15 protein-coding genes are annotated in these 26,906 nt (G+C 41.0%); 4 read left to right on the forward strand and 11 right to left on the reverse strand.

Annotation, left to right across the window (positions count from 1 at the left end; translation table 11 throughout):
* Positions 1-26 precede the first annotated feature (26 nt).
* From FHW88_RS20895 to FHW88_RS20945, 11 genes are all read right to left on the reverse strand, one after another.
* Entirely contained in the window at positions 27-1,361 is a 1,335-nt protein-coding gene (locus tag FHW88_RS20895) for an IPT/TIG domain-containing protein (protein ID WP_218117248.1), read from the reverse strand.
* Between the two features lie 68 nt (positions 1,362-1,429).
* Positions 1,430-3,265: a RagB/SusD family nutrient uptake outer membrane protein gene (locus FHW88_RS20900; RefSeq protein ID WP_176627752.1), complete on the reverse strand. Its 1,836-nt coding sequence runs from the start codon at positions 3,263-3,265 to the stop codon at positions 1,430-1,432.
* A 46-nt stretch (positions 3,266-3,311) separates the two neighbouring features.
* Positions 3,312-6,668 carry a TonB-dependent receptor gene (locus FHW88_RS20905; protein ID WP_218117249.1) on the reverse strand — a complete coding sequence of 1,119 codons (3,357 nt, stop codon included), beginning with the start codon at positions 6,666-6,668 and terminating at the stop codon, positions 3,312-3,314.
* A 198-nt stretch (positions 6,669-6,866) separates the two neighbouring features.
* On the reverse strand, positions 6,867-8,048 hold the full coding sequence (locus FHW88_RS20910) for a FecR family protein (RefSeq protein ID WP_176627754.1): 1,182 nt from the start codon (positions 8,046-8,048) through the stop codon (positions 6,867-6,869).
* Between the two features lie 158 nt (positions 8,049-8,206).
* Positions 8,207-8,794: an RNA polymerase sigma-70 factor gene (locus FHW88_RS20915; RefSeq protein ID WP_176627755.1), complete on the reverse strand. Its 588-nt coding sequence runs from the start codon at positions 8,792-8,794 to the stop codon at positions 8,207-8,209.
* A gap of 226 nt (positions 8,795-9,020) precedes the next feature.
* Entirely contained in the window at positions 9,021-10,763 is a 1,743-nt protein-coding gene (locus FHW88_RS20920) for a DUF4091 domain-containing protein (protein WP_218117250.1), read from the reverse strand.
* A 113-nt stretch (positions 10,764-10,876) separates the two neighbouring features.
* A complete protein-coding gene (locus FHW88_RS20925; protein ID WP_176627757.1) occupies positions 10,877-11,524 on the reverse strand; it encodes a carbohydrate-binding family 9-like protein in 648 nt (215 codons plus the stop codon).
* Positions 11,524-12,651, reverse strand: coding sequence for a phosphotransferase enzyme family protein (locus FHW88_RS20930; RefSeq protein ID WP_176627758.1), 1,128 nt, complete (start codon positions 12,649-12,651; stop codon positions 11,524-11,526). The genes FHW88_RS20925 and FHW88_RS20930 overlap by 1 nt, the downstream gene beginning before the upstream one ends.
* Positions 12,652-12,986: 335 nt before the next feature.
* The gene (locus FHW88_RS20935; protein ID WP_176627759.1) at positions 12,987-14,072 is read right to left on the reverse strand and encodes a LacI family DNA-binding transcriptional regulator; all 1,086 of its coding nucleotides are present in this window, start codon (positions 14,070-14,072) and stop codon (positions 12,987-12,989) included.
* A gap of 160 nt (positions 14,073-14,232) precedes the next feature.
* Complete coding sequence (locus tag FHW88_RS20940; protein ID WP_176627760.1) at positions 14,233-16,002, reverse strand: SGNH/GDSL hydrolase family protein; 1,770 nt, start codon at positions 16,000-16,002, stop codon at positions 14,233-14,235.
* Positions 16,003-16,121: 119 nt separating this feature from the next.
* The gene (locus FHW88_RS20945; protein WP_176627761.1) at positions 16,122-18,140 is read right to left on the reverse strand and encodes an enterotoxin; all 2,019 of its coding nucleotides are present in this window, start codon (positions 18,138-18,140) and stop codon (positions 16,122-16,124) included.
* A 1,060-nt stretch (positions 18,141-19,200) separates the two neighbouring features.
* Between FHW88_RS20945 and FHW88_RS20950 the strand changes: the two genes are divergently transcribed.
* The 4 genes from FHW88_RS20950 to FHW88_RS20965 all read left to right on the forward strand — a co-directional run.
* Positions 19,201-19,572 carry a hypothetical protein gene (locus tag FHW88_RS20950; RefSeq protein ID WP_176627762.1) on the forward strand — a complete coding sequence of 124 codons (372 nt, stop codon included), beginning with the start codon at positions 19,201-19,203 and terminating at the stop codon, positions 19,570-19,572.
* 117 nt (positions 19,573-19,689) lie between these two features.
* Positions 19,690-22,470, forward strand: coding sequence for a glycoside hydrolase family 2 protein (locus tag FHW88_RS20955; protein ID WP_218117251.1), 2,781 nt, complete (start codon positions 19,690-19,692; stop codon positions 22,468-22,470).
* Between the two features lie 272 nt (positions 22,471-22,742).
* Entirely contained in the window at positions 22,743-23,579 is an 837-nt protein-coding gene (locus tag FHW88_RS20960) for an alpha/beta hydrolase (protein WP_176627763.1), read from the forward strand.
* A 736-nt stretch (positions 23,580-24,315) separates the two neighbouring features.
* Positions 24,316-26,906, forward strand: a 2,591-nt coding sequence (locus tag FHW88_RS20965) for a non-ribosomal peptide synthetase (protein WP_176627764.1), incomplete at its 3' end; no start/stop codon positions are given.

Below are 26,906 nucleotides of genomic sequence, written 5' to 3' on the forward strand. Positions count from 1 at the left end.
GATAGTATTTTTAAAAAGGATCGTTATTATTCCGAAACTATTTTTCTTATCCGATTGTTGTTTTTATCCAAAACATACACGGTTCCATTCTTATCAACAGCAACACCGGTTGGCCCGCTGAAAAGCGCAGATCCTCCTATCGCGTCAGCATAACCTGCTGTACCGCTGCCGGCAAAGGTGCTTACATCAAAAGTATTGGCCTGTATAAAGCGGATACTTTGATCGGGGTTATAGCTTCCACCATCCCATGTTCCATTGCCTGCTACATAAATATTACTGCTGTTATCAACGGCAATGCCCCATGGATAAGCAAATTTTGCGGTTGTAGCGGTTCCGTTTAAATAACCCGAAACGCCAAGTTGCCCCGCCACTATGCTACCATTCCAGTTGCCGGCGCTGAACTTCCTGATAACCTGGTCTCCGTTAACTGATACATATAAGTTACCGGCTTTGTCAAATTTGATTCCTGCAGGATAATTAAGGCCGGATATAACCTGTTTGGTAGTCCACTGAGCTGATACCTGGTAGATGTTTCCGGGGCTGGAGCAACTGGAGTAATAAACAAAACCCGTTGTTTTGTCGACAGCAACACTCCATGGCGATTGATTTCCCCAGGCCCAGGTGGTTGCAGTACCATCGGGGCTTATTTTACGGATGTCATAATTTCCCGGATCAACGGAATATACATTTCCCTGGGCATCAACGGCAACATCATAAGGTATGGAGAAATTTGCCGCGCTCCCCTTACCATCAGCATAGCCCGAAACCTGGGGATTACCGGCGAGTGTAGATACGTTGCCCGCGGTGTCAATTTTCCTGATGCAATGATTTCCGGGATCGGCAACATAAATATTCAGGTTATCATCAACGGTTACTCCGCAGCTTCGGTACCAGCTTTGCCCGCTAAAATCAAACATAGCATCTGTTCCTTTACCGTTTGCAAAGCCGGCTTTACCTGATCCTGCCAGCGTGGTGACAGTCCTGGTATATTGATATGTAAAATTATCGGTGCTTGTTGCGGTTCCTTTTCCAATAGTTACAACAATAGGCCCGGAACCTGCTTTCTTAGGCACCACTACCATCATTTGTTTGGTGTTGGCACCAATGACCTTCAGTTTAAACCCATTCAGGGTAACCGAAATTTGCGAGGTATCTGTTGAAAAGTTAGTACCGGAGATCAATACTTCGGTACCACCGCCACCCTGTGCCGGGATAAATGTACTGATACTGATAGGTGATGCAGGATCGTGTGCAGGCACTTTTTCTTTTTTACAGCTTACAAAAGCTATCATTATAAAAAGCGCCCCGGCAAGCAGGTATTGATTGATGCCTTTTGCCAATATATTTATGAATGTTTTCATTTGAATAATACGGTTTAATTATTTATTTCCAGACCTTTTACACCCTGTTGGGTAAATAAGAGCCGGCATTACCAACCCGGGTTTTGTACCAATGCCCTATCGCGGTCCAATTGGTACTGGGATATTGGAAACAGGTACATTTTATTGTTCCATACCCTTTTTTGAAAAAGCGTTTTGTTGTAAAGCCCGGTAAATGCAAATCCCAGGCCCTGATCGTCAGTATTGACATTAAGGCCATAAATAGTCTGATTTTCATCGGCACCCAGTAACAGCCTTCTTACAAGGGTAAAGTATCTGTCGCTTTCAAAACAAAGCTCTACCTGGCGTTCCCTTAAAATATATTTCCGCATTAAGTCCTTGTTTCCAACAGCTCCCGGATAAACGGTCTCTATACCAGGCAAGCCGGCCCTGGTCCTGATCTGATCAAGATAAAGCACGATATTAGGGTTCGAGGGATCATATTCATTCAGGGCTTCTACATAATCCAGCAATATCTCGGCGTACCTGATCAATATGAACGGCCTGTAGTTGGTGGCATCCATCCTTATATTATCGGCAGGGCTTACATTTTTCAATACATCATATCCGGTAATATTATTACTTGCGCCGCTGGCTTTTGCGCCGGCTTTACCGTTATAATAAAATTCAACCCGGCCAGTGCCGTCAACATTCGCTGCAGATGAATAATAGTTTTTATCATCAACAGTTGGCGCAGGCAATACCGGCCGGCCATTATACTGGATATAGGCATAAAACCGCGGTTCGCGATTGGCATACATGTTCCATTGCCCTTTGCTGTGCTCCCAATATTTTGAGCCATTACTTTGAGCAAAACTTGTGGCTGTATATCCCGAGAGCGGATCATCAATGGTGCGGCCGTTATTCATATAAAACGCGTCCACAACATTTTGGGTGGCATTGTACATGCTATATCCTCCCGGTCCCGGCGATACACATTTGGTATACCCCCAATAATTCCAGGAGTTTCTTGAAAATATGATCTCACTGTTCCAGTTTGTTAAGAAAAGGTCCCTGACAGACAGATAAGGATCAAACTGGGTTCCGCCGTTATCCAGATTTGTAAATAACTTGTACGAACCAAGATCAATTACAGCCTTGGCTGCATCGGCAGCTATTTTCCATTTACCGGCATCAAATACTGTGGGTGCCAGCGGGGTGCCATCCTGGTTTTTAAAAGAAGCAAACGATGGATTACCATTCCATAATGGGCTTGCCGACAATAAGGCCAGCTGAGCTTTTACAGCAAGGCAGGCACCTTTTGTTGGCCGACCGTAATTGCTGGTTGAAGGCCATTGCGCCGGTAAACCCGAAGCGGCCTGATCCATCAGTTGGTTAACGTAATCCTTACATTCGTCAAAAGACGCTCTCGGGTACTTATTGAAGTCATCATTTAAGCTTAACGTTTCCGTTACTTTTACAACAGGGCCATATTGCTTCATTAACTGCCAGTAAAACCATCCGCGCAAAAACCTTGCTTCGGCTTTATATTGATTTTTTAGGCTGATACTTAGTTGGGTAGCAGGAACCTTATCAATATTGGCTTCAAAAATGAAAGACGACCGGATACCAGTGTAATACCTGTCCCAATAATCAAAATAAGCATTTACAGGGCTCCAGTTGCCAACAACCATTTGCCTTACATTGGTGCCGGGAATGGATACCGACGACTCGTCACTGGCGCCCATCGCGCTGTAATCTCCCCCATCGGTTTGTACAATGTAGCCGTAAATGTTATACAGGTACGATTCGGCATTAGCCCTGGTGCTCCAGATCAGATCTGATGTTAACAGGTTATCGGGTTTTTTATTAAGGTAATTACAGGACGATAAACAGGCACCCAGGAAGCAGATCCCAACTACCATTATTAGTATGTTTTTTTTCATTTGGCACACTTTAAATTCTTTTGAAACTGATTTAAATTCACGATCTCTATAACGCTACCCTTAATCCTAAGGCAAGTATTCGTACCGGTGGATAGCCTGCCCCGTTAGAGCCAAGTTCAGGGTCCCAAAGCTTGAATTTGGAGAATGTTAGCAGGTTTTGCCCCGTTAAATAAAGGTAGACTGAGTTAATACCCGCCCGGGTAAGAAAGGAGGGCTTATAAGTATAACCTAATGTGGCCTGTTTTAAACGGACAAAACTCGCATCTTTTGACCACCATGTGCTCGGCTGATAATTATTGCTGTTTTGATTAGCAATGCCTAAACGCGGATAGTATACATTCTGACTTGGGTTATCAACTGTCCACCTGTTCTCAAGGCTTGCAAGCATACCCGACGGATAAGTGCCCATACCTGTAAACGGTACAATACCTGCCCCGCCTGCACCTGCACCGGTTATAGAAGAACCGTTTGCCATAATAATTACATTACCGGTTCCCTGGAAGAAAAGAGAAAGATCGAACTTTTTATAACCAACCGTAAACCCAGCGCCATACAATATGGTAGGGATGTCGGATTTACCGGTATAAACCTTGTCATAACTGTTAATCACGCCATCGCCATTTACATCTTTATACTTGATATCGCCGGGCCTCAACACAGCGCCAAATTGAGTTGGGCTTTTATCAACGTCTTCCTGCGAGGTAAATAACCCTTCGGCAACGTACATCAGGTTATCGCCATATTTGCGACCGGTAGCCTGCTGATAGGCGTATAATTGTTTAGGCTCATCTTTCTGTACAATTTTATTATTGTTATAAGTAAAATTGCCATAAAGGCGCAAGCCTACCTTACCTATATTATCATTATATTCAATGTTACCCTCAATACCATGGTTATTCATTTCACCTAAGTTGGCAAATACAGCCCCGCTTACACCCAGTATCCCTGATAAAGAACTGCGTTGAACTAAAATATTTGTCCGCCTCTCTTTATAGGCATCAATAGTGATATTCAGTTTATTAAACAGCCCTATCTCCAGTCCAATATTATCTTTCCTGGCTTTTTCCCATGTCAGGTTCTCCACCCCTATAACAGTCTCGGTAGTACCACCATATATTGTTCCGTTAAGGCCTAAACCCACGGATCCGCCACCGCCATATTGATTGATATAAGGAAACCTGGTGATACGGTAATCAGATCCTATTTGATCATTACCTACGAGACCATGTGAACCCCTTATTTTAAGCAGGTTAAACGTTTTTGAAAAATCTTTGAAAAAAGGCTCCCTTGAAATTACCCAACCCGCAGAGACAGCCGGGAAAAAGCCAAACTTTTTGCCCGGTTCAAAGTTTTCTGAACCGGTATAGCCGGCATCAAATTCAAGCAGGTATTTATCGGCGTAAGTATATGTTGCCCTGCCAGCCAAACTCTGATTGTTATAAGGAATAGAGGTAATAACACTACCCGCGGTGCTCTGGACCCTCGATCGCATATTGTATAGAAGCAATCCGCCCACATGGTGCTTGCCGAAGGACTGATCATAATTAATATTGGTTTCCAGGTACATGGTTTTTTCGGCAGATGAATACTGCGTATAACCCAAAAACTGGTTTCCGTACCTCGATTGACCTAACACCAGGTTACCCTGCGGATCTCTTGATGTAGCTAAGTAAAGATCATTGGTACCTGTTCTGCCATTGTCATTTTCGCTGTACGAATCGAACGAGAACCTGGCCATGGCGCTCAAGCCGCTGGTAATTGCATCCAGTTTCTGGTTAATGGAAAAAACAGACTGGATGGTAGGGCGAAACTCGGTGTTATAACCTGAGTTTTGGATATCGTTTACCGGGTTAGACCCGCCATTGTTATACGGACCGGCCCATTTGCCATCGGGGTATCTTATCGGGAACGCGTTAGGTGGGGTTAAATATGATTCATACCAGATGTTTCCTGCTGAGATGCCGGGATAACGGCTGCTCACCAGCATCGCATCCAGGTTCATGGTCAATAAAGTGGTTTTGCTGATATCAATATCAAGGTTTGACCTGAAGTCATAACGCTTAAAGTTAAGGTTGGGATTATAGCCATTTTGTTTGGTTACTTTATAACTTCCATCCTGGTCATAAAAAGAAGCGGAAACATAATACCTTACCGACGAAGCACCGCCGGTTACATTTAAGTTGGTATTATAGCCGGGGGCCCAATTCTTATATACAGACTTTATCCAATTTACATTGGGATAAAGGTATGGGTCTAACCCGCTTGCCGTTTTCTGGATAGTTTCTTCAGAATATGCAGGAGGGTTACCATCATTTGTAGTTGCTTCGTTATGTAACCTCATCCATGAAACGGCATCCAGCATTTTAGGGGTCCGGGTAAGGCCCGACATGGATGTTTCTGTTTTAAAGGAAATTTTAGGTTTACCTGCAACACCTTTTTTGGTGGTAATGATCAAAACCCCGTTGGCGCCTTTGGCCCCATATACAGCGGTTGACGATGCATCTTTTAACAGGGAAATGCTTTGAATATCCTCCGGATCAATGTTGTTATAAGCTCCGCCATAAGTACTGTTCACGTCATCCCGCTGCACGCCGTCTATAATAATAAGCGGGTTTGAGTTACCTGTAAAAGTGCCAATGCCCCTGATGGTAAATGATGCGTTATCATAACCCGGCTCCCCGCTTCTTTGCATCGATATAACCCCGGCTACCTTACCTGCCAGGGCATTAGATAGGGAGCGGTTTGGAGTTGTTATATCAGCAACATTCACCGTGGTAACGGCCCCGGTTATGGTCAGCTTCTTTTGTTTACCGTAGCCTACTACCACTACTTCATTTATACCTTTGGTATCATCAAGTAACTGAACGGTCAGGAAAGATGTTGCTCCGGTAACCGTAACTTCTTTGGCAATGAAACCGGCAAATGAAATAACAAGGGTGCTGTTATCATTAGCTTCAATGGTAAACCGCCCCTCGCTATCAGTTATTACCCCCTTATCAGTCCCTTTGATACGTACACTCGCGCCGGGTAAAGTAACACCCTTTGAATCAGTAACAACACCTGACACTTTGATAGTAGGTACAGCCTGAACGGAGGGCTTAACAGGCGCAGGCTTAGGTTTTATAATTATTGTTTTCTCTTCTATGCTATAGATAAACGGCTGATCCGAAAGTGCCAGTTTCAATACTTCTTCCAATTCTGTATTCCGTACATTGATACTAACCGGATTAGCGTCTTTAATCAGCTTTGAGTTATAAAAAAAATCGTACCCGCTTTGCTCTCTTATTTCTTTAAGCACTTTTTCTAACGGAGCATTTTTCTCTGACAATGTAATTTTTTGTGCATAGCTTTTAGCACTTACCTGAAGTATTGTTGCCAGTAACAATATGATCGATAATTTCATGATCAACAGTGCTTTATTTTTTATACGGGGGATTGTGTATAAACTTATTTCATAACATTTCATACATTTGAACTTGTTTTGGGTTTAATCTGTAATTGGACTACGAATTTAATTTCATGGCAAAGCCCTAACTTTCCGGCCGGAAGTGTTCCACCACTTCCGGCTTTCCTTTTTAGGCTACCTTATGCTGGGTAATGATCACGGCATAATGATAACCCTCCTTCCTTCGATCCTGGTTTTTACGTTCCCTGTCTGTTCAATTATCTTCAATGCCTGCGCCAGGTCTTTTGAACGCGACACCATCCCCCCAAATCTTAAATTATCCACATTGCCCTGGTATTCTACCTCAACATTATACCAGCGGGCAAACTTGCTCATAATGCTTTTCAAATCTTCGTCGGTAAAAAGGAAATAACCATTTTTCCAGGCCACAACCTCTTCGGTGTTAACCGGTTGTACCGAAATTGAATTATTTGCGTAATTGATATCAGATTGCTGACCTGGTTTCAGCAATCTGGATTGATTGGCTTTGATGGCTGATACCTTAACGGAGCCTTCTAATAAAGTAGTTTTAACCGAAGTTTCGTCCGTATAAGAGCTGATATTGAAGTGTGTACCCAAAACCTCCACCATCTGGTGGTTACTGATAACCTTAAATGGTTTATGTGCATTTTTAGCAACTTCGAAGTAAGCTTCTCCTGCTAATTCAACCTTGCGTACTGCACCATCAAAATTTGTAGGATATTTGAGTGAAGATCCGGCATTTAACCAAACCTTAGTGCCATCGGCTAAATTAACCTGGTATTGCCCTCCCTTTGGGGTTTCAATAACATTGTATTCAGGCAAACCCGGAGCAGTGGCATGAGATGCAGAGTTTTCAACTGTGTAAACCAACTGACCATTTGCCGCCTTAGATACTTTTGTACCCGATTGTTTGGCCAGTTCGCCGGATGCGGCATCATCCAGGGTAATTTTTGAACCATCGGCTAAAGTTAGCAATGCTTTATTTCCTCCTGGGGCAATACTGTGCTTGTTTACAGGATGTGTGCTATTTTTTGCGATGAAATATGAGCTGTTATACTTCATATAAAAAACCAAAGAAGCCGACGCAATCAGCAATGTTGTGATAGAGGCCGCCACAAACCACCTCCTCAGAAAAATCATTTTTTTAGGTGCAGATTCACGTTTTTTTATCTCCGATAGTATCTTGCTGTACAACTCGCTCTTTGTTACATTTTCATTGCCCATTTCAAGTTCATCCCATTGCAGCTTGTTTTTTTGGAGTGTATCATAATAGCTTAGCAACCGGGCCTCTTCTTCGGGAGTAGCCTCGTTTGATAAGTATTTGTTTATTAAGTTTATCAGTGTTTCTTTTTCCATTTGGGTAGTTATTGTATGTAAGTAACCCTGAACAGGCCATACCCCCAAAGAATAATAAAATATTTCTACAGCATTAAGGAATCATGAAATTTTGGAGAGTAAAACCCGTAATAATATCTAAGGAAGGGATAAATGCAAGCAGATACAGGTAAAAAAACTTAAAACCAACGCCCGCATAACATAATGGCGGCTATGCAAACAAAATCGCCCAGCGTTTTGCGCAAGCGGTTCAGGGCTACAGTCAGTTGGTTTTCGACTGTTTTTGGCGCGATACCCAGCCGTTCGGCAATTTCTTTGGTTGATAAGTGTTCTTTGCGGCTCATAATAAAAATCTGGCGGCACTTTTCAGGTAACCCAGCAACACCTTGTTCCAGCAAACGGTTAATTTCTTTTTCAGACAGGAGCTCCTCGCCGCCGTTATTGCTAAAAAGCTCCTCCAGCCTGTTAAAAAGATCGGCTCTTACTTTACCCGAACGGATAACGTTAAACACCTGGTAACGAACAGATGTATATAAATAAGCATTTAAAGAGGTGAGTTTAAGATTGGCCCGTTTCATCCACAGGTTTACCAGTACTTCCTGGGTTACATCTTCAGCTACCTGGCGATCTCTGATGATGTTATATGCTGAAAGATAAAGCTTTGACCAATATTTATTATAAATACGTTCAAACGCCCCAAGGTCATTTTCCCTGATCAATGCTATAAGATCCTCATCCGTCATCAGCTGAACTTCCAGGCTATTCATTCTGCATTATAAAATTTATAATTGGCATCATCCAAAGAATGTATTTATTATCGATTATTGGTTTTAACTTTTTAAAATTAAAAAAGCTATTCCTTAGGGGCTTGGTGTAAGCCATTTATGTTAAGCTTTTCAAAATAATCAGAAGTTATAAATAAAGTCAAAAAAAAACTGAAAATGAAAGCGGGCAAACAATAAATATAAATAATTAAAACGTTTTTTTTGTGATTTATAAGCTATTCAGTCGTTCCTGCGCAGCCTGAAGTGTTTCGGCGGCAGTCTTATTTTTCAACTCGCCTATGTCAAAACCTTCCAATATATTTTTTAGCTGAAGTAATTTATCCTGCTGGTTATTTTTTATAAACCCTTCCTTTAAAATATTAATTTTTTCAAAATCCTGGATGCCCTCGATCAATCGTTCCAGGCGAACAGAGGACCGTGGACCGGGATAAACGAGGTAAGCATCGCCCGATGACCATGCCCCAAATCGTGTATCACGTAAAGGATCTTTGGTCCAGCAATTGTAAGCCCATCTCAAATACCCGTCATATCCTTTGTAAGCGGCATGCCATGCCAGCCAAACCGACTCGGCCGGGGCCGAAAAACTGAATGTATTGGGATATCCTTCTGTGCAGCAGGTATAATAGGTGGTATTTAGACCCGATTCCCTGCGCAAACGAATTGTTGCCTCATCCATTAACTGATTTGACGCCACACTATAATCAAACAAATCTCTTTCAATTTCCGGATGATAATTGCCTGCTAACGAAATCTTAAAATTTTTATCAGCGCTTTTTATTAACGCAATAGCTTTTTGCATATCGACCATGGATCTTTCGTCCATAGCTATAGTGGTTTTATTAAACCATCCTTTTTCTTTAAGATGGCGGGCAAAATCCATCAGCATTGGGCGCCAATGTGCCTCGTATTCTGCCGAGCCGGGTTTAGCCACGATCATCGTTTCTTTTCTCAGGGCTTCGTCATAGTAGTAAAACTTTAGATTCCAGGGAATCATACTATAGCAGTTGATTAACTTATTAATCCCCAATGACATCATAAAAGACACCCACTTATCAAATATTGAATAATCATATCTCCATGAGCCATTCTTATTTTTTGTCCATTTTATCATCGATCCGTAAATATCATAGGTTTGGCTATTCCACGGATCATGAATAAGTGTAGTTGTAATTACTTTCTGCCCGGTATTTGCCAGCATTTTCATGTAAGGGCGCATTACATAAAAATGTTGCTTTGACCATGGCTTTACACCATACACCCGGGCCACCGAATAGGGATTTTGCCACAAGTCAAGGTGAAATTTCCAGTGCTCCGGTGCAGGCAAGGTATGATTAAGCACTTGTATAGCATAATGTAAAATTAAAGGCGGTGCATTTTTCCCTTCAATTACCTTCACATTCCCTCTGTAAAGGCCTTCAACAGCAGTAGCCGGTACACTCACACTTAACCAAACCGGCCGAGTTGTATTTTTACCCGCCGGAAGCATTTTTACAGGGTCAATAACATCCTCAACAAGGCTGGAATCATGGCCGGGCAATATACCACAGCCACCGCCTTCTTTGTTTAACCCATCGGCCATCACATAACGTACAAAACTCACGTTTATATTTTTTTCGGGGATTTCATGCCCTTTACCATCTTTAAGTTTACTCCATATAAAGCTTAGTTGTTTCAGGTTCCGGGTTGTCCATATCAGGAATTGAGTATGCACTTTTTCTCCTTTCCACGCTTTGGTTTTCCATTGAGCCTGCAAAGGAGATATGGCAGGAGCATTATGTTTATCATAACGTATATCGGCGGTAGCAAAACTTACATAAACCCCGGGTTTCAGCGCACTCCAGCCTGCCCGTTTTACAGGTTTGGGATCCGGAAGCTCCTGGTAAGTTCCATCAACTTTAACCTGTGCCAAAGCCACTGAACTATATAATACCATTATTAATATAAGTTTCATTCTCATAAAATCGTCGTTTTTCCGGGATCTACATTATCAATAATAAAAACAAAAAACTCTGTGCTATTACCTTGCAAATAACTTCAAACACATATAAATGCCGCATGGCTATGTTAAGCTTCAAGCTTTATTTCCCCAAAAAACTCCGGGTGGTGAAAATCGGGGTCGTCGCATTCAATATTATGCCACGTTAAAAAGTGTGGCTCAGGTAGTTCATCTCCACATTTATAAAAATTAGCATGGCATTGTTGTCCTTTTAATGATGTAAATGAATGATGATAAAACACATCCAACGGTAACATCAGGGTAAGCTCCCAGCTAATATCGCCATGCCCAATATTTGTTTGCTGTGTTAACCGCACCTGAGACTTTATAAGCCGTATTAGCTTTTCAGGTGATAACTCGCGATTTTCCCTGCCCCTTCCGAACCCAAGCGAACAAGTGCCGATACAGTTAAACCCAAAATTGTAATACTCCAGCTCGGTACCAAAACCAATGAAAAATTCCACACAGCTATCCTGGTGAACAGGTTCATTAGGTTTGTAACAGGAAGCTTTTATCGCTTTTTCTTTTACGTAATATTTCAACATAAAACAATCGGTACTGTAAGCTATTGCAAAATGAACATCGGGTTTGTAATTATAATCGGGCCATGGTACAATTCCAACAAGGTGCTTCTCCTGCTCGTCTAACAAAACAGACATGTGTTCAATAGGGCTGCTTTTGTCCACATCTTCTAAAAATGCTACTGTAAGTTCCATTATTTAATTTCGGTTGTTATCTGTATGTACTTTTTTGCTGTGTTATGAATTATCTGATCAAAAACGTCGTAATTTTTCTCAAGCTTACTAAGCAGCTCGAACTGCGCCCTGGCTCGCTGTAAATTATGTTCGGGAGAGTGGATCTTGTAATAAACATCCCCTTCTATATAATCCGTCAGGAAACGCACACCCTGCATATAGGGTATTAATAAAACTCCCATCGAAAGCGATTTAACTTCTGTATCTGACAAAAAGCTACCGGCGTATTCAAAATACCCCGCTGCATAAGCTTTAAATAAGGGGATGTTTAGCTCTATTTTAGTAACATCCTGCTCATCCTCGGGCGCGGTATTGATGATAGTGCGGATGGCATCGCCAAAATCATATGCCACATAGCCTGGCATAACTGTATCCAGGTCAATTACACATTGTTCATGATCATTTATATCAAGCAATATGTTATTGAATTTGGTATCGTTATGAATAATGCGCAGCGGCAATTTCCCTTCCTTTCCCAAATTCATGATAGTAGCCATCTGATCTGCTCTTTCAATTATAAACGACAACTCAGTCAAAACATCCTTAATCCGGTTTTTCGGATCAGCCAATACCGCTTTGTTTAAACGATCAAGCCGCATGGTGATGTTATGAAAGCCTGGTATGGTTTCGTAAAGTAATCCGCTATCAAGATCTGACAACAGTAACTGGAATTTTCCAAATGCTTTTCCGCCTTCATAAGCTTGCTGTTCGGTTAATACCATGTCATAACTTTTGGTATCTTTCAAAAAACAATACATTCTCCAGTAATTACCTGTTTCATCACAAAAAAAACACTGTTTGTCTTTAGCCGAAACTATTGTCAGTACTTCTTTGTCGGGGCTTGAACCCGGAATGCCGGTCAATTTTTCTTTTAAATGATCTGTTACTAATTGTACATTTTTCATCAAAGCCGGAACGTTTTCAAACACATGATGATTGATTCGCTGAAGCAAATACCCTGGCAAACCCGGGTTTGTATTTTTCAAATGAAATGTATCGTTTATGTGCCCGGACCCATACGGAATAATAGCTGCGACATTTCCTTCAATGCAAAAATTAGATACTATTTCAGAGATATTATATGACATTTATTTTTCGTTTATACGTTGCGATCAGGAAAATGTTTACGAACACATTAAATTAACATAAACACCTTGATACAAATATAATTATATTAGTGTGTTCGCACACATTTTGTTAATTTTTTGTTACTATTTTTTTTGAGGACAAGGACACTAAGCCGCAAATGGGAAACTTAAAAGCATAGCGCCTTTGTGAGAGATCAAGTAATTTATTGTACCGTTTTTCTTTAACCCATAAAAATTGGGCTTTGGCAGAAAAGGATTTGACCAGGGGTTGAACCGGATAACCGAACAATGGCGGATACAGACCTGTGAATGAAGTATAATTAGCTAAGGAGAGATCAAATATCTAAATAAACGACATCCTCATCATCAACATAATAGTTCACATTTTCTTTTGTAACGATATCAAGCGGAAGATACTTAATAATTGGCACTTCTTTTTTGAACACCAGGCTGTCGGTTAATTGATAGATACCCCAATAACCTTGTCCCTTAGGGTTTTGATTAATCAGGAAACTGATTGTCCCTTTGTTCAGAAAATGCAGATTAGGAGGCAATAAATCATATCCTATTATTTTAATATGTTTTATATAGCGCTGTTCCAGGTACTTCGCAATTTCATGAGCTTTAGATGTTGTCACGAAAATACTGCCTAAATCAGGGGTGCTGTCAATAACATCCCCCAGTTGTTTCATAAAAACTGCGGCATTTGACCTGTTTAACTCAATCCTCAGAATTTTGTACTGATGATCCAGGTTATTTTGAGAAAAATAATTGCGAAATCCCTGCTCCTTTTTTAAAAGGTGAGCGGCGTTGCTCGTCTCTTCATCAATGTGCGCAATTAAAACAGAGCAGGAATCGGGTTGTCCATAATGAATAAGCTTACCAGCCAAAAAACCACTCTGATATGAATCCTGGCCGATATAACTTAAGGGCTCACATTCAGCAATTTGTGTATTAAACAACACAAATGGAATTTCAGCAGCCTTCCATTTCTCGAAAAAAGGTAGGGTTTCCCTGTAAAATATAGGCGATAAAATTATGCCGTCCGGCTTATCATTGGTTAATTTACTGGCCTTGCTTATAAATGAATCTACATCATATGGATCAAAGACATATTGTTGTACAATAATGCCATATTGCTTTAAGTCTTTCTCTGCCTTTTCAATACCGGCCTTAGGCGCATACCAATAGGAATCAATTTCATGATCAGGTATCAAGGCCGCTATTTGGTATATTTTATTTGATCCCAAAGCCCTTGCCATAAGATTGGGCTCGTAATCCATCTCTTCAATAATTTTGAGCACTTTCTCTTCTACCTTTTTTGACACCCGCCCGCGTTTATGCAGTACTCTGTCAACCGTACCTGTCGAAACCTTCGCTTTTTCGGCAATGTCTTTAATGCGAACAATTTTATTCTTCATAATAAACTTTAGCGTAGAAAAGATAGCAAAAGTAATTTAATATAACCCATCCCATCAATATCGACTATCATTTGATAGAAATTACTTTTAAAACGATTCCGCTATACTGAACTTATTTCTGCGTTTCACATGTCAAGCGCATTTCATACCCGCATCTTTATTATTTTTTAAGATATGGCACCAATGTTACCGCCAGCTTTTGATAACCAACCTCATTGGGGTGCAAACCATCCCCGAAAAGTGATTCATCGATCTTCCCTTTATGGTTAAGCAATAATTTGCCCGGATCAATAAAACGGACTTGGGTTTGAGCTGCCAGTTTAGCAATAGCTTTATTAAGCACCTTTATCCGGCTTTCCATTGCCCTCCTGGGCAGCAAACCCGATAAAAGAACCTCCGCTGTGGGCTGACGTTCCTTCACAGCCAGCACAAGCATTTTCAACCCTTCTGATATTTCCTGGTCACTGCAGGCAGACAAGTTATTAGTGCCTATCATAATCATCACTTTGTCCGCCTTAAACCCATCTATTTCTTCATGGTATACGCGCCATAGCACATTCTCTACCTGGTCCCAGCCAAAACCAAAATTTTTCACACCCAGAGGTTCCATATATTTATCCCACGAATCAGCTCCTCTTGCTAAAGGCGCCTTAGGCTCACCACCCCAGTAATTCAGGATCGAATTACCAAGAAATACAATCTTTGGCGAACTGGTTTTGATAAGCGTTAATATTTCATTATGCCTGTTTCGCCAGTCATAATACCCATCCCTGCTTTGTACTGCGGGCCGCGTGGTTGAATAGCGGCCAATTGGTTCATTAATTATAACACGGATTGCTTGCTCATATGCTGCGGCATACTGCTCCATTCCGATATCATTAGGATGTAAGCCATCAACTGTTGAGTTGATACCAAACCCGATTTCTTTGCCAGTCAATAAATAAATACCCTTTGTTCCGGCTGCAATCAACTTTGAATAAGCCAGGTCAAGCACTTTATTAACATGACCATAACCGGCATTTCTACCCGTATCCAATAGTCCGCCCGCGTTCCCCCCGCTGTGTTCAACAAGCAATATCGGCACCAATGGGTGCTTCTGCTTTAAAGTTTGTATCGCTGCAGATAAACGTGCTTCGATTTCCTGGTCAGAAAAACTTATCATATTAGGCATACAATCAAGCACATATACTTTCGCATCCACCTCTGCCATCAGATCAATAACTGATTTCTCAAGCAATCCGGAGCCGGAAAAACCAAGATTAATCAACGGGCGATCCAGCGCGCGCTGCAAAATGGAGGTCCATGCTAAACCTGGCCTTGAAGCACAGGCCCCCTGCGCAATGGATGTTCCGTATACAAGCACCGGCTTTTCTTTGGATAAAGGCATAAAATTAAATGCACTACCAGACGGAACACCTATTTCAAACCATGATAACGAATTATACAAAGGCAGGAAAAGCCGGTATTCATAACTTCTCCCCGCAAAATCGGCACTTACCTTAATATTTGAAAACCGGTAAGTAACGGTATCCTTAAACGAGAAACTACCCGGAGCAAGGCACCATTGGCCATTAGGATCTAATACATACAGGTCCAACCCGCTTACACCAGTGGCCGGCATATGTGACATGGCAAAATCGCCACTAACCTTATACCGGATAACCAGGTTTTGAGCATCTGTTTTAAACTTAATGTACAACCCGGCACTGCTATGCGAGATGTTCCACACATTAGGATTAAGGCCCTTTTGAGCACGCGCCGGAAACCTGTCATAACTGCCCGCCGCTTCTTTTGACCAGGCCTGCCCTTCTATAACCGGAAAATCAGTCTTAACCGGGTCATACCATTTATATGGAGCTAAATTTTGCGAAAAGGATGTCTTATTGAAAAAGCAAAGGATTAACAATACCACTACGAATACGCGTTTCATTTTTATTTATTTAAAAGCAATGTTGCCATACACACCATCGTGCGGGCCAATGCGTTTGCGCGCACACTTGTAATATCAATTTATAATTCAAATCAGAAGACAAACAAATGATTAAACCGTCATTTTACAGGTATAGCGTTTAAAACCATCACTTCAAACGGCTCAAGCTTAACATCATGAACGGTTCCCTTAAACACATACGACTTCGTTTCTTTACTGTTAACTTTCGCATTATAAAAGATATAATCTGGATTACTATTTGATGGCAATTCAAATACTTCCCGGGTATTAACCAGGTATGTTTTAGCTGTATTTGAGGGATTTCTTAAGGTAAGAACAGCCTTTTTCGGCGACCAAGCTGCAAAACCGTAAACATCCCCTTTGGATGGGTCGCCGCCTACCCAATGTACATCCGGCATAATATCTGCATTTTCGCGCGACCATTTTATGGCAGCGGCAAGGCAATTCCAGTTGGCCTCGTTTAACTTATGAGGATTGATATACAACTCCTGCAAACTGGTTCCAGATCCAAAAAACGACCATATCTCGTCAGAAATATCTTTATCATCCATGTCAAACTTAGCAGGCGCACCATTATCCGCGATACAAATCCCGTGATACATCAGGGAGCTTAAAGGGTAAAGGGGAGCGCGCATTACAATATTCTTATAGGCCTGACCATCCCGGTAATTGAGCCATTGCTGACGGCCATTGCCCTGCCCTTGCGTGTTTGTATCCCAGCCATTTCGCCAAATTACATCACCATATTTAAGCCAGAAAGGCGACGGCCAGGTACCTATGGTGAGGCTAAAATACAAATCCCGTTTTACCTTACGCAAGCCCGTTACTAAATCCAACAAAGACTCCATATCTGTTTGATATTCAACCGTAGCACCTGTAGACTGATCTCCCGCCCCTACACCATCAAATTTAAACATAGAGATACCATCACTGGTCACGAACTTAGCGGCAGTACTTTTAAACCTGGACGAATAAACCGGACCGGAAAGAGAAAACCCATGCAAATTAGTTTCAAAAGGAGGATTTTGGCTTCGGCCATATTGTAGCCGCTGTTCCTTTGCCTGCTCGTAACCTCCCCAGGGCGACATCCACACGCCCAATGAAGCTCCGTATTTGTCAGCCAGCGCTTTAATGTTATCAAAACCTGCCGGAAAATTCTTTTGGCTGATCTGCCACAATGTTTGGTTGTCATCCCAGCCATCGTCAAACAAAAATGCGTTTAAGCTAATATGACGTTTTGCGGTAAGACTGTCGCCAAATGCCTGAATACGATCAAGACAACCAGCTTCAGTTAACTTACGATCGGCCCAGGAAAGGTCATACCATGAATTATAATGAAGCATCTGGCGATATGGCACCGCTCTTTCCCGTTCCAGGTAATAAAGAAATCCCCTCCGTAACTGGCCTTTAGGGACAATTCCCCATACGGTAGAAGCTTCGAAATTAAGAGTTGGCTCCTGCCGTTCAATATAGCTGCTGATCCGGCCATGCTGATTATTGTATTTGCTTATCGGACTTTCACAGGCAAAAAAGAAATCATCCGATACCATTGGCGATCCGTCCACAACCCCCAACGGCTTAATGCCCGTTTCTGCCGTAAAATTGATCAGATTCAATTTCCTGATCTTTAAAGAGTCTTTCAAAGCAAAAACGCCGAAAACTTGTCTGATATAATTGGAATTATCTTTCAAAATAGCCTCCCACTTTACACGAATGCCATATTTCACATTCAAAAATTCGGCTAAAATTTTCACACCATCTTCCTTTTCAGAAAATTTAACTGCCTCAGGTTCTCCTTTGATCTGAACAATTTTCGGAGTGGTACTTAATTGAAAATCAGCAGAATTTATTACAGTACCATCCTTAAACTCTAATCCAAATAAAGGAGAGCCTTTTAAATTAATTTGTTTCTTATTCTGAACGGCAGATTCGTTTATGGCAATTATCGATTTACCAGCAAGCCACTTTACAGATAAACAATTATTTTTTAAAACCAGTGCCCCCTTAGTCGAAAACACCAATGCCTTGCCCGGTTTTACACCCGAAAGAAAAACATCCTGAGCTTTAGTAACGCTTGTTAGGCCGATACAAATTAAAAACAACAGTCTTTTTAGCATAGTTGATAAATTACGAGAAAAATAAAATAATAATTTGTGTGTGTGTGCGCACACAAATATAAAACATAATGAATACCCTAAAAATTGGAAGGAGCCTGTTTGATACTCTATATGGGCAAAAATGATGAGATCATATGTATCGTGCGAGAATACAGTGCAAAACAATCGGTTGCGCCTTTTTTCAGCCACAGGCGCAGCATCAGGCTAATTTCGAGAGGAGAACGGTATATGCCGCAAATAAAAGACATACTTCATTACAGATAGCGCCATAAGTTATGCCTGTCACTTCCAGGTGGTAGTGATATTAGCTGCTAAATCAAATTCCCCATGTAAAAACTACCTATGGGCATAAAAAAAGCCCATTTACTTATGTAAATGAGCCTTATAAAAGCGGGTAAGCAATGGGGCTCGAACCCACGACCCCCAGAACCACAATCTTAATGACCACTTTTATATATACCTCATTTACTGCAATTTAACGAAAAGAAAAAAATTCTTGTAAAATAGTTGTAATACATTGAAATTAATATTACAATTTTAAAATTCGTGTGTTAACGTAAAATTAGCAAATTCAAGAATAACAGTGAAAAAATTTCCTTCTAATTTCTATAGATAGGCATGGCTTATTATTGTTAACCAACTAATTGCAGATGATAAACATCCGTGCCCCTATTTGTAAACAATCGATTGCGTTTGTACTTCTTAGTTTTGCCACATTAAAAACTCAGAAATCTTCGATTATCTTGTCTAATTTAATTAAGAGCTCCGTTTACTGTCTGGAACCACCCTCATATTATAAACTATTCAATTATACTGCCTTAAAGCGTGTAATTGTATATAACTACTTTTTTGAGTGCTTTCGTACAGAATTGCAACGTACCGGCGAAAACCGGCCGATCAAATTATCTCATAGGTACAACGGTAAGGATGATGAATTATCCTTTCAATGACGAAGTACCAATTGAAATTATGAAAGGTGCCTTTAGTACTACATAATGAATCAGAAATTAAACCTAACTATCAGTTGTCTCCCGGTATAGGAAAGCATATAATGATCAAAATGAAAAAGAAAATTTCACCAACTATTTTAGGCTGCTTGCTTTTTTGTAATGTTTTTGCCCAAAGTAACAATCTAAACAAAACGCCCAAAGCCATTAGAAAAATCAGCTTTTATTTTAAAAAAGTTGAACTGATTTTAACCGATATGCCGAGTGGAAAATACAGGCTGGAGATCTATCAAACGGGTTACAAAGTGAACGATACATATACCAGCTTTCTATCATTTAATAAGCCTGGCCAGCTTAGTAAAACCCAGGCCGGCTTGCTTAAAAAGCAGAATAATGGCGCTGCAATTTTGAAAGAAAATATCACCGTTAATGATGAAGGAACTTTTTCAAAAAACTTAGAATCAGGGAGAACGATGTTTTCCTGATCAATATGGTATAGCTTTAATAAAATTAACCTTTCAAAAACCCATGGCAGGATCATTTTTGTCATAAAAGAAAAATGTTCGTAATTACGCTTTGAGAAGCGGGTCTCTATAAATGAAATGATGAAACAATATAATAGGTTTAAAATTTATATTCCAGGAATTTTCTTTTTGCTGTTTTTATTCGGTTCTCTAAAGGCATGGGGCCAGGGAACACAATATCAATATTTATCCGGTACAGATAAGGACCACACTGTAGACTGGGATTTTTATATCAATACCGGGCAAAAAAGTGGCTCATGGCAAAAAATAGCTGTCCCTTCTAATTGGGAGCAGCAGGGATTCGGGACTTATAATTATTATAAAGACACTCAAAACCCCGAGGAACAGGGTAAATACAAATATCATTTTAAGACAGCTCCGTCGGTAAAGAATAAAAATGTTTTTATAGTTTTTGAAGCCTCGATGACCGAAACAGAGGTTAAAATTAACGGGCAACTTGCCGGCCCCGTACACCAGGGAGGTTTTTACCGGTTTAAATATGATATAACCCATTTAATTAACCACGATGGCGATAATTTGTTAGAGGTAGCAGTAAGAAAAAGATCTGGCAATGAGTCAGTTAACCAGGCGGAGCGTAAAGCTGATTTCTGGCTATTTGGTGGCATCTTCCGTCCCGTTTACCTGGAGATTGTCCCTAAAACTTATATAGACAGGATTGCCATTGACGCCAGCGCAAACGGCGCTTTAGCGCTGGATGTATTCATCAATAACGCGAACAGCAATCATAAAGTAACTGCTCAGGTGCAAGCACTGAACGGTCAGCCGGTTGGTTTACCGTTCAGTACGCAGGTGCGTACGGGGCAGCAAAAGGTAACACTGAAACAACAGGTAAATCATATTTTACCCTGGAACCCCGAATCTCCCAATTTGTATAACCTGGAGGTGTCTGTTGGGGATGGTAAAGGTGCGATCCACCGCGTAAAGCAACGGTTTGGTTTTCGCACAGCGGAACTAAGGCAGCACGATGGCTTTTATGTGAACGGGAAAAAAGTGATTTTCAAAGGTGTTTGCAGGCACAGTGAGTGGCCTGAGTCAGGCCGCACCTTGAGCAAGGATATCAGCCTGCTTGATGTTAAACTTATGAAGGAAATGAATATGAATGCGGTGAGGATGTCACATTACCCTCCCGATCAGCATTTTCTGGATGTTTGTGATTCACTTGGCCTTTTTGTGCTGGATGAATTAACGGGCTGGCAAGCTAAATATGATACAGAAGTTGGCAAAAAGCTGGTAAAGGAACTGGTGGTACGTGATGTAAATCATCCCAGTATTGTAATATGGGATAATGGCAACGAAGGTGGCTTTAATACCGATCTGGATACGGAATACCCCAAATATGATCCGCAGCAACGATTGGTTATCCACCCGTGGGAAAAATTCAATGGAACGGATACCAAACACTATCCCGATTATAATTATGTTGAAAATTCAGTGCTATATGGTAACGAAGTATTTTTCCCCACAGAATTTATGCATGGTTTGCAAGATGGGGGGCACGGAGCGGGATTGGATGATTTCTGGAACCTGATGATGAAGCATCCACATACGGCAGGCGGCTTTTTATGGTCGTTCCATGATGAGGGCGTGGCCCGCACGGACAGAAACGGACAAATAGATATACAGGGCAATGCGGCACCCGACGGCATATTAGGGCCACACCGGGAAAAGGAAGGCAGCTTTTATACTATCAAAGAAATATGGTCGCCGGTAGCTATTGAAACGAGTTATATCCCCGAAAAATTTGACGGCCGGCTTTCGGTAGAGAATCGTTATATCTATACCAACTTAAGCAAATGTACATTCAACTGGAAATTAGTGACATTACAGCTACCGGGCGGGCAAGGCCTGAAAGCTAAAATAAATGCATCCGGGCATGCTGAGCCCATCAGTCTGGAGCCCGGCGCTAAGGGCTTTTTACAGCTTAACCTACCGGTTGATAAGAAACAGAGCGATGTGTTGTATTTAACGGCGAATGATCAGTTTGGTAAAGAGATTTTCACCTGGAGCTGGCCGCTTAAATCGCCCGCCAATACATTTAAAAGACAGTCTGATGCATCATCTTCCAAAATTGAAGTTATAGTGCAAGATGGAGGTCTGATTGTAAAGACCGATAATATTAGCTATTATTTTGATAGCCAAACCGGGTATTTGCAAAAAGTGAGCACGCGAAAAGGCGAGATCTCTCTATCCAAAGGACCCGTGCTGACTGGCGCAAAATACGCGCTTAAAACACTGAACCATTATTTTTCAGGGAAAGACTATATTGTCGAGCCGGAATATGAAGGACAACAGTTTAATGTGAAATGGACATTCAGTCCTGGTAAGCCTGCGAAATTAAATTACAGCTACAGCCAACAAGGGGAGTTTGATTTTTCGGGTATTACATTTGATTATCCCGAGGAAAAAATAACCGGAATGAAATGGGAGGGTCGTGGTCCATACCGTGTTTGGAAAAACAGGCTTAAGGGTCAACAATTTGGTGTCTGGCACAAGGGCTTCAACAACAGCGTAACCGGCGAAAGCTGGGATTACCCGGAATTTAAGGGGTTTCATGCCAATATCTATTGGGTGACTATCGAAAATAAACAAAGCCCCTTTACTGTTTATAGCGATGATGAGAACCTGTTTTTTCAAATGTTAAAACCGGTTAAACCTGTTGGGGCTACGAACGAAAATACCAATCCGCCCTTTCCTGACGGGAGCCTGGGATTTCTGAACAGTATTGACGCTATAGGCACCAAATTCCAGCGGTCGGATCAGTTAGGCCCGCAAAGTCAAAAGAATATTCAGCTAAATTATGCGCCAATAAAGGGAACCTTGTGGTTTGATTTTCGATAAAATGATAGAGCAAATAAATGGCAGCCTGAGAATTCAGGAAATATGGCGCATTAAGGTGACGCTAAACAATTAACTGGCCAAATAACTGATAAAACCATTGCTGCACAAGGGACGGTGTTTGAGTTTAAAGACGAACCTGAGATTGTTGTTGCCGAAACAAGCAACGTAAAATAACTAATTAGATATTAAGCATCAATATAAGGTTGGAAAGTTGTATAAAATCTCAATAACTTCGGCAATCTGAAAAACCCTGGATATTTGCTCACTCGCCTATGTTAAAAAAAACAATCCACCTTTTAACCGGACTCATTGTGCTTTCCGTCTGCGCATTTTTTCTAACCAGAATTATATTATACAAACAATTTGAAAAACAAGGTCTCGTGGCCTTGAAAAGCGGTGCGGATAATCCTTTTCCGAGCGATATTATACACCGAGATCTTGATGTGGCTTTAAAAGGAAGAACATTAAAGGCTAGGTGGGTTCCGGCTGGAATTGAAGCTCCATCGATATTTATTCTCCATGGAAACGGTGAAAATTTAGGCGATTGGATTAAGGTTCAGGAGTATCTGAAGCGAAAAGGGTTTTCTACTTTTGTATTCGATTACACAGGATTCGGAAACAGTACAGGTGTACCTACTATCGAAGGACTTGATGCCGATGCCCTCGAAATGTATAAGTACTATTTATCTTTAAGCAAGCGATCTAACAGACAAATTATTTTCACACACTCTCTCGGTGGCTGCGTTTACCTCGACATCTCCGAAAAATTTCAATCTTTCCCTCACATTGTTGTATTAAATGCCGCAATCAGTTCAGCAAGAGATTATCTGGTCAATAATGGCGTGATCGATAGCAGCATCGAATGGCTTGTTCCAGATATCTGGAACAATGTGGAAAACTTAAAGCAATGTAGAGATCGACATTTATTTCTGACCCAGGGTGGTTGTGATAAGATTGTAAATGAAGGCATGCGAAAAAAAATCAAAAAAGCTATTCCTCCACAGGCTAAAGTTTTGCTAATTCCCTTCCTAAAACATAACAGTATCCTCGATGCCCCTAATGATAGCGTTTGGAACCCCATCATAAAAATATTTCAATCATCTCAATAGTTTACTTGATTCCCTTTCCAACCGTTCCCGGCAATTCATAGTATCAAAAATATTACTTTATACTTTTTTATTATGATCACCGAATACGACAAGCGATCCGGCTTAAGTTTGTGGTTAAACTTCAATGAGATAGTGGCGTGCCAAACCTCGGCGCAAAATTTTACAAATCAACCATTTACGTTTCTCGAATAGATGTAAATGCTACCTTCCCACCATAACGCATTCTCGAAATCTATTAAAATTTAGGCCAAGAGATATGTTCCTGTAGAACCGGATCAAGATTAAAGACAAACTTAACACAAAGTTAAAGCAGGCAAAATATAATTATTATTTGTTTTCGAACGTTAATATTTTAATAAATTGCCAACGCTTTATGATGCGAATATTTGATGTTCTTTATTGAGTATTTTATGAAGTTTTACCTATTTATCGGAGATTGACCTGCATTATTTTCAATCTGACTCATAACTAGCGCTTTAATCAGGAGCAATGCCGCAGTTATCTAACAGTTAATAATATTTACGCGAAAATCGTTCTTTAATAATCCGAGCCTGTATCTTTTTAATCTCTCTGACGACTTCATTGCGCCTGGATTTGAAAGTGCGTGTGCCGATGTTTATATGGTATTCGACAATTGTTACTTTTCGCTCAGGGATACCAGTGCATTGATTTTTCAACAATTTACGCCAGTAGCTAGATGTTATCTACAATACAAAAATTTATTTGGATTGATCAAATGAAAGACCGCAAATCCCCCAAATTTAACATTGGCGGATATGCTACAATAAACGGAAATATTAATGAAAACTACTTTAGACAAGCTATAACAAAGGTTATTGATAGTCAAAGCTTACTTCGTGCGACAATCGAGTTGGATGGAGCAGAGGCAGGTATCTTCAAATTTCCGGACGACGCCCAATATATCGAATTGCAGGTTTTCGACTTTTCCGTTGATGACAACAGCGACGAAAAGGCGATTTCCTGGATGAAGGCCGACATGCAAGTGCCATTTCCGACAGTTTTTGAAAATTTATTTTCAACAACACTTATCCGCGCTGCCAATTATACGTATTGGTATGTCAAATTTCATCACCTTATAAACGATGGGTATGGACTTTCTATCTTTTTTAAATCCGTTTTAGGCCAGTATAACTCCATTTCAAATCCGAACGCACTGGAAAAATGTGATTACGGTAGATTCCAAAATGTCCTGTCTAAAAATATAAGCGATCCTGGCTATCTTGCATCAAAGCTTTTCTGGAATCATAAATACCGATTGCTTCCCGAATTTCAGCAATTAGACAAAGCGCTTTCGAAGAAAGTAACTTCAGGAGTTTATTCTTTCAATATTTCAGGAGATCTCTTGAACAAGTGTAAGCAGTTTGGCCTGGAGCACAAGCTGTCGTTTCTCCACTTATTTCTAGGCAGCCTTACAATATATCTTTATAAACGATTTAGTTATAATAATTTTCCCGTCGTCCTGCCTGTACAGAACCGCTCCTCTTTGCATGCAAAGCACACTGTGGGGCCGTTTGTAAGTCTTATTCCGCTTAAGCTTGCTTATCATGCGGATCGGAATATTTTAGAGTTTCTAACATTGATCAAAAGAGAGATCATTTCCTGCCTGAGGCACAAGGATTACCAGTTAGGGGAACTGCTTGCCGATTTAAATATCACTGGTAATAACGCGAGAAATTTTTCAAGATTTCGCGTTTCTTACGAGAAGCACGATTATGACTATTTTTTAAATGACCATGATATAAACGTATTTCCACTCTCCAATCGTCATGAGGAGGCTGATCTCTCGGTTCATATCAGGGACTACACCGCAAAATCAGACCAATTGATTGTGGATTTTGATTTCAATGAACAGGTTTTTCCGCCTGGACGTATGGAATCGCTTGCCAATAGCCTACAATTAATTATAGATCAATTTATTGAAAGCCCGCTTGGCCTGTTAAAATCGCTGAATGTGCTTAGTGAGGAAGAAACTCTCGAACAAACTGCCTATTTCACAAAGACGACTGCGTATTTACCATATCCCTCCTTGAAAAAAAGGATTGACCGTTCATTTGAGTTAAATGCCGAAAGAATTTTTTTGTCAACAGCGAATGGACATCTTAAATATCGCGAAATAGATGAACTGGCCAACCGGATATCTGCCTGCCTTGTCAACAAATATGGTTTAGATTCATTAGGGCACGTAGGTTTATACCTTGACGATAAATGCCTCTATATCCAGGCCCTGTATGGGTTAATCAAGAGCGGCGCGGTATATGTTCCAATCGATATGTCTTATCCCCGGGAAAGAGTTCTAGCCATCATCAGGTCATCAGGTTGTAGCTATATCATCACAGATAGCTTGGCTGGCAAAGGCTTTATCATTGAGGCCGGCTTTGAGCTGCTTCTTATCCATGAGCTGCTTGAAGAAGAAAATATATCCTTTAAGTCGGACATTAAACCAACTGATCCGCTATATCTGATCAGCACCTCGGGGTCAACAGGAATTCCCAAGGGGGCAGTTTGTACGAATATGGGGTTCAATAATCTTTTAAGTTGGTACGTGGACACAATGGGATTGACCTCATCAGATAGGACATTGATCATATCTTCCCTCGGTTTTGACCTAACCCAAAAAAACATTTTTGCACCCGCATTAGTTGGCGGATCATTGCATTTACTGGAAGACAATTTCTACGACCCAGCCCGGATCCTCGAATTTATAAGAAAATACAATATTTCCTGGATCAATTGTACTCCAAGTACATTTTATCCATTAGTCAGATTGGAATTAGAAAAAAACCATAAAAGTCTCGAGACACTTAAATACGTAGTCCTCGGAGGGGAACCGATCAATATGAGTCTCCTCGCTTCATGGTATAATAACCCGGAGTGTTCTACTGTTCTCGTAAACAGCTATGGACCGACAGAATGCACAGATGTCACTAATTATTATATCATTCCGAAACAAAATGATTATACATCGTCGGTAATACCGATTGGCAAAGCCATCCATAATGTTGTCAGCTATATACTGGATTCAGAGCTGTCGCTTTTACCCGCAGGAGCTGTTGGAGAGATTTGTATTGGAGGTATTGCTGTTGGAAACGGATATTGGAATGACGAAACCAAGACTGCTGAAAAATTCCTTTTAAACCCGTTCGGTGAAGGCCGGCTTTACCGAACCGGCGACCTTGGCCGCTGGCTTGCCGACGGCAATATCGAATACCTTGGCAGGATGGACGACCAGGTTAAGATCAGGGGCTACAGGATCGAGCTCGGCGAGATCGAAGCCGCTGTACTCGCATTTGAGGGTATCCGCGAAGC

The organism is Mucilaginibacter sp. SG538B (genome assembly GCF_013376065.1).
GTDB classification, from domain to species: Bacteria; Bacteroidota; Bacteroidia; order Sphingobacteriales; family Sphingobacteriaceae; genus Mucilaginibacter; species Mucilaginibacter rubeus.

Coding starts and splice junctions, on each gene's coding strand:
- FHW88_RS20930 (WP_176627758.1), bottom strand. CDS start 12,651: ATGTCATATAATATCTCTGAAATAGTATCTAATTTTTGCATTGAAGGA.
- FHW88_RS20910 (WP_176627754.1), bottom strand. CDS start 8,048: ATGGAAAAAGAAACACTGATAAACTTAATAAACAAATACTTATCAAAC.
- FHW88_RS20895 (WP_218117248.1), bottom strand. CDS start 1,361: ATGAAAACATTCATAAATATATTGGCAAAAGGCATCAATCAATACCTG.
- FHW88_RS20940 (WP_176627760.1), bottom strand. CDS start 16,002: ATGAAACGCGTATTCGTAGTGGTATTGTTAATCCTTTGCTTTTTCAAT.
- FHW88_RS20925 (WP_176627757.1), bottom strand. CDS start 11,524: ATGGAACTTACAGTAGCATTTTTAGAAGATGTGGACAAAAGCAGCCCT.
- FHW88_RS20915 (WP_176627755.1), bottom strand. CDS start 8,794: ATGAATAGCCTGGAAGTTCAGCTGATGACGGATGAGGATCTTATAGCA.
- FHW88_RS20905 (WP_218117249.1), bottom strand. CDS start 6,668: ATGAAATTATCGATCATATTGTTACTGGCAACAATACTTCAGGTAAGT.
- FHW88_RS20920 (WP_218117250.1), bottom strand. CDS start 10,763: ATGAAACTTATATTAATAATGGTATTATATAGTTCAGTGGCTTTGGCA.
- FHW88_RS20960 (WP_176627763.1), top strand. CDS start 22,743: ATGTTAAAAAAAACAATCCACCTTTTAACCGGACTCATTGTGCTTTCC.
- FHW88_RS20900 (WP_176627752.1), bottom strand. CDS start 3,265: ATGAAAAAAAACATACTAATAATGGTAGTTGGGATCTGCTTCCTGGGT.
- FHW88_RS20935 (WP_176627759.1), bottom strand. CDS start 14,072: ATGAAGAATAAAATTGTTCGCATTAAAGACATTGCCGAAAAAGCGAAG.
- FHW88_RS20945 (WP_176627761.1), bottom strand. CDS start 18,140: ATGCTAAAAAGACTGTTGTTTTTAATTTGTATCGGCCTAACAAGCGTT.
- FHW88_RS20955 (WP_218117251.1), top strand. CDS start 19,690: ATGATGAAACAATATAATAGGTTTAAAATTTATATTCCAGGAATTTTC.
- FHW88_RS20950 (WP_176627762.1), top strand. CDS start 19,201: ATGAAAAAGAAAATTTCACCAACTATTTTAGGCTGCTTGCTTTTTTGT.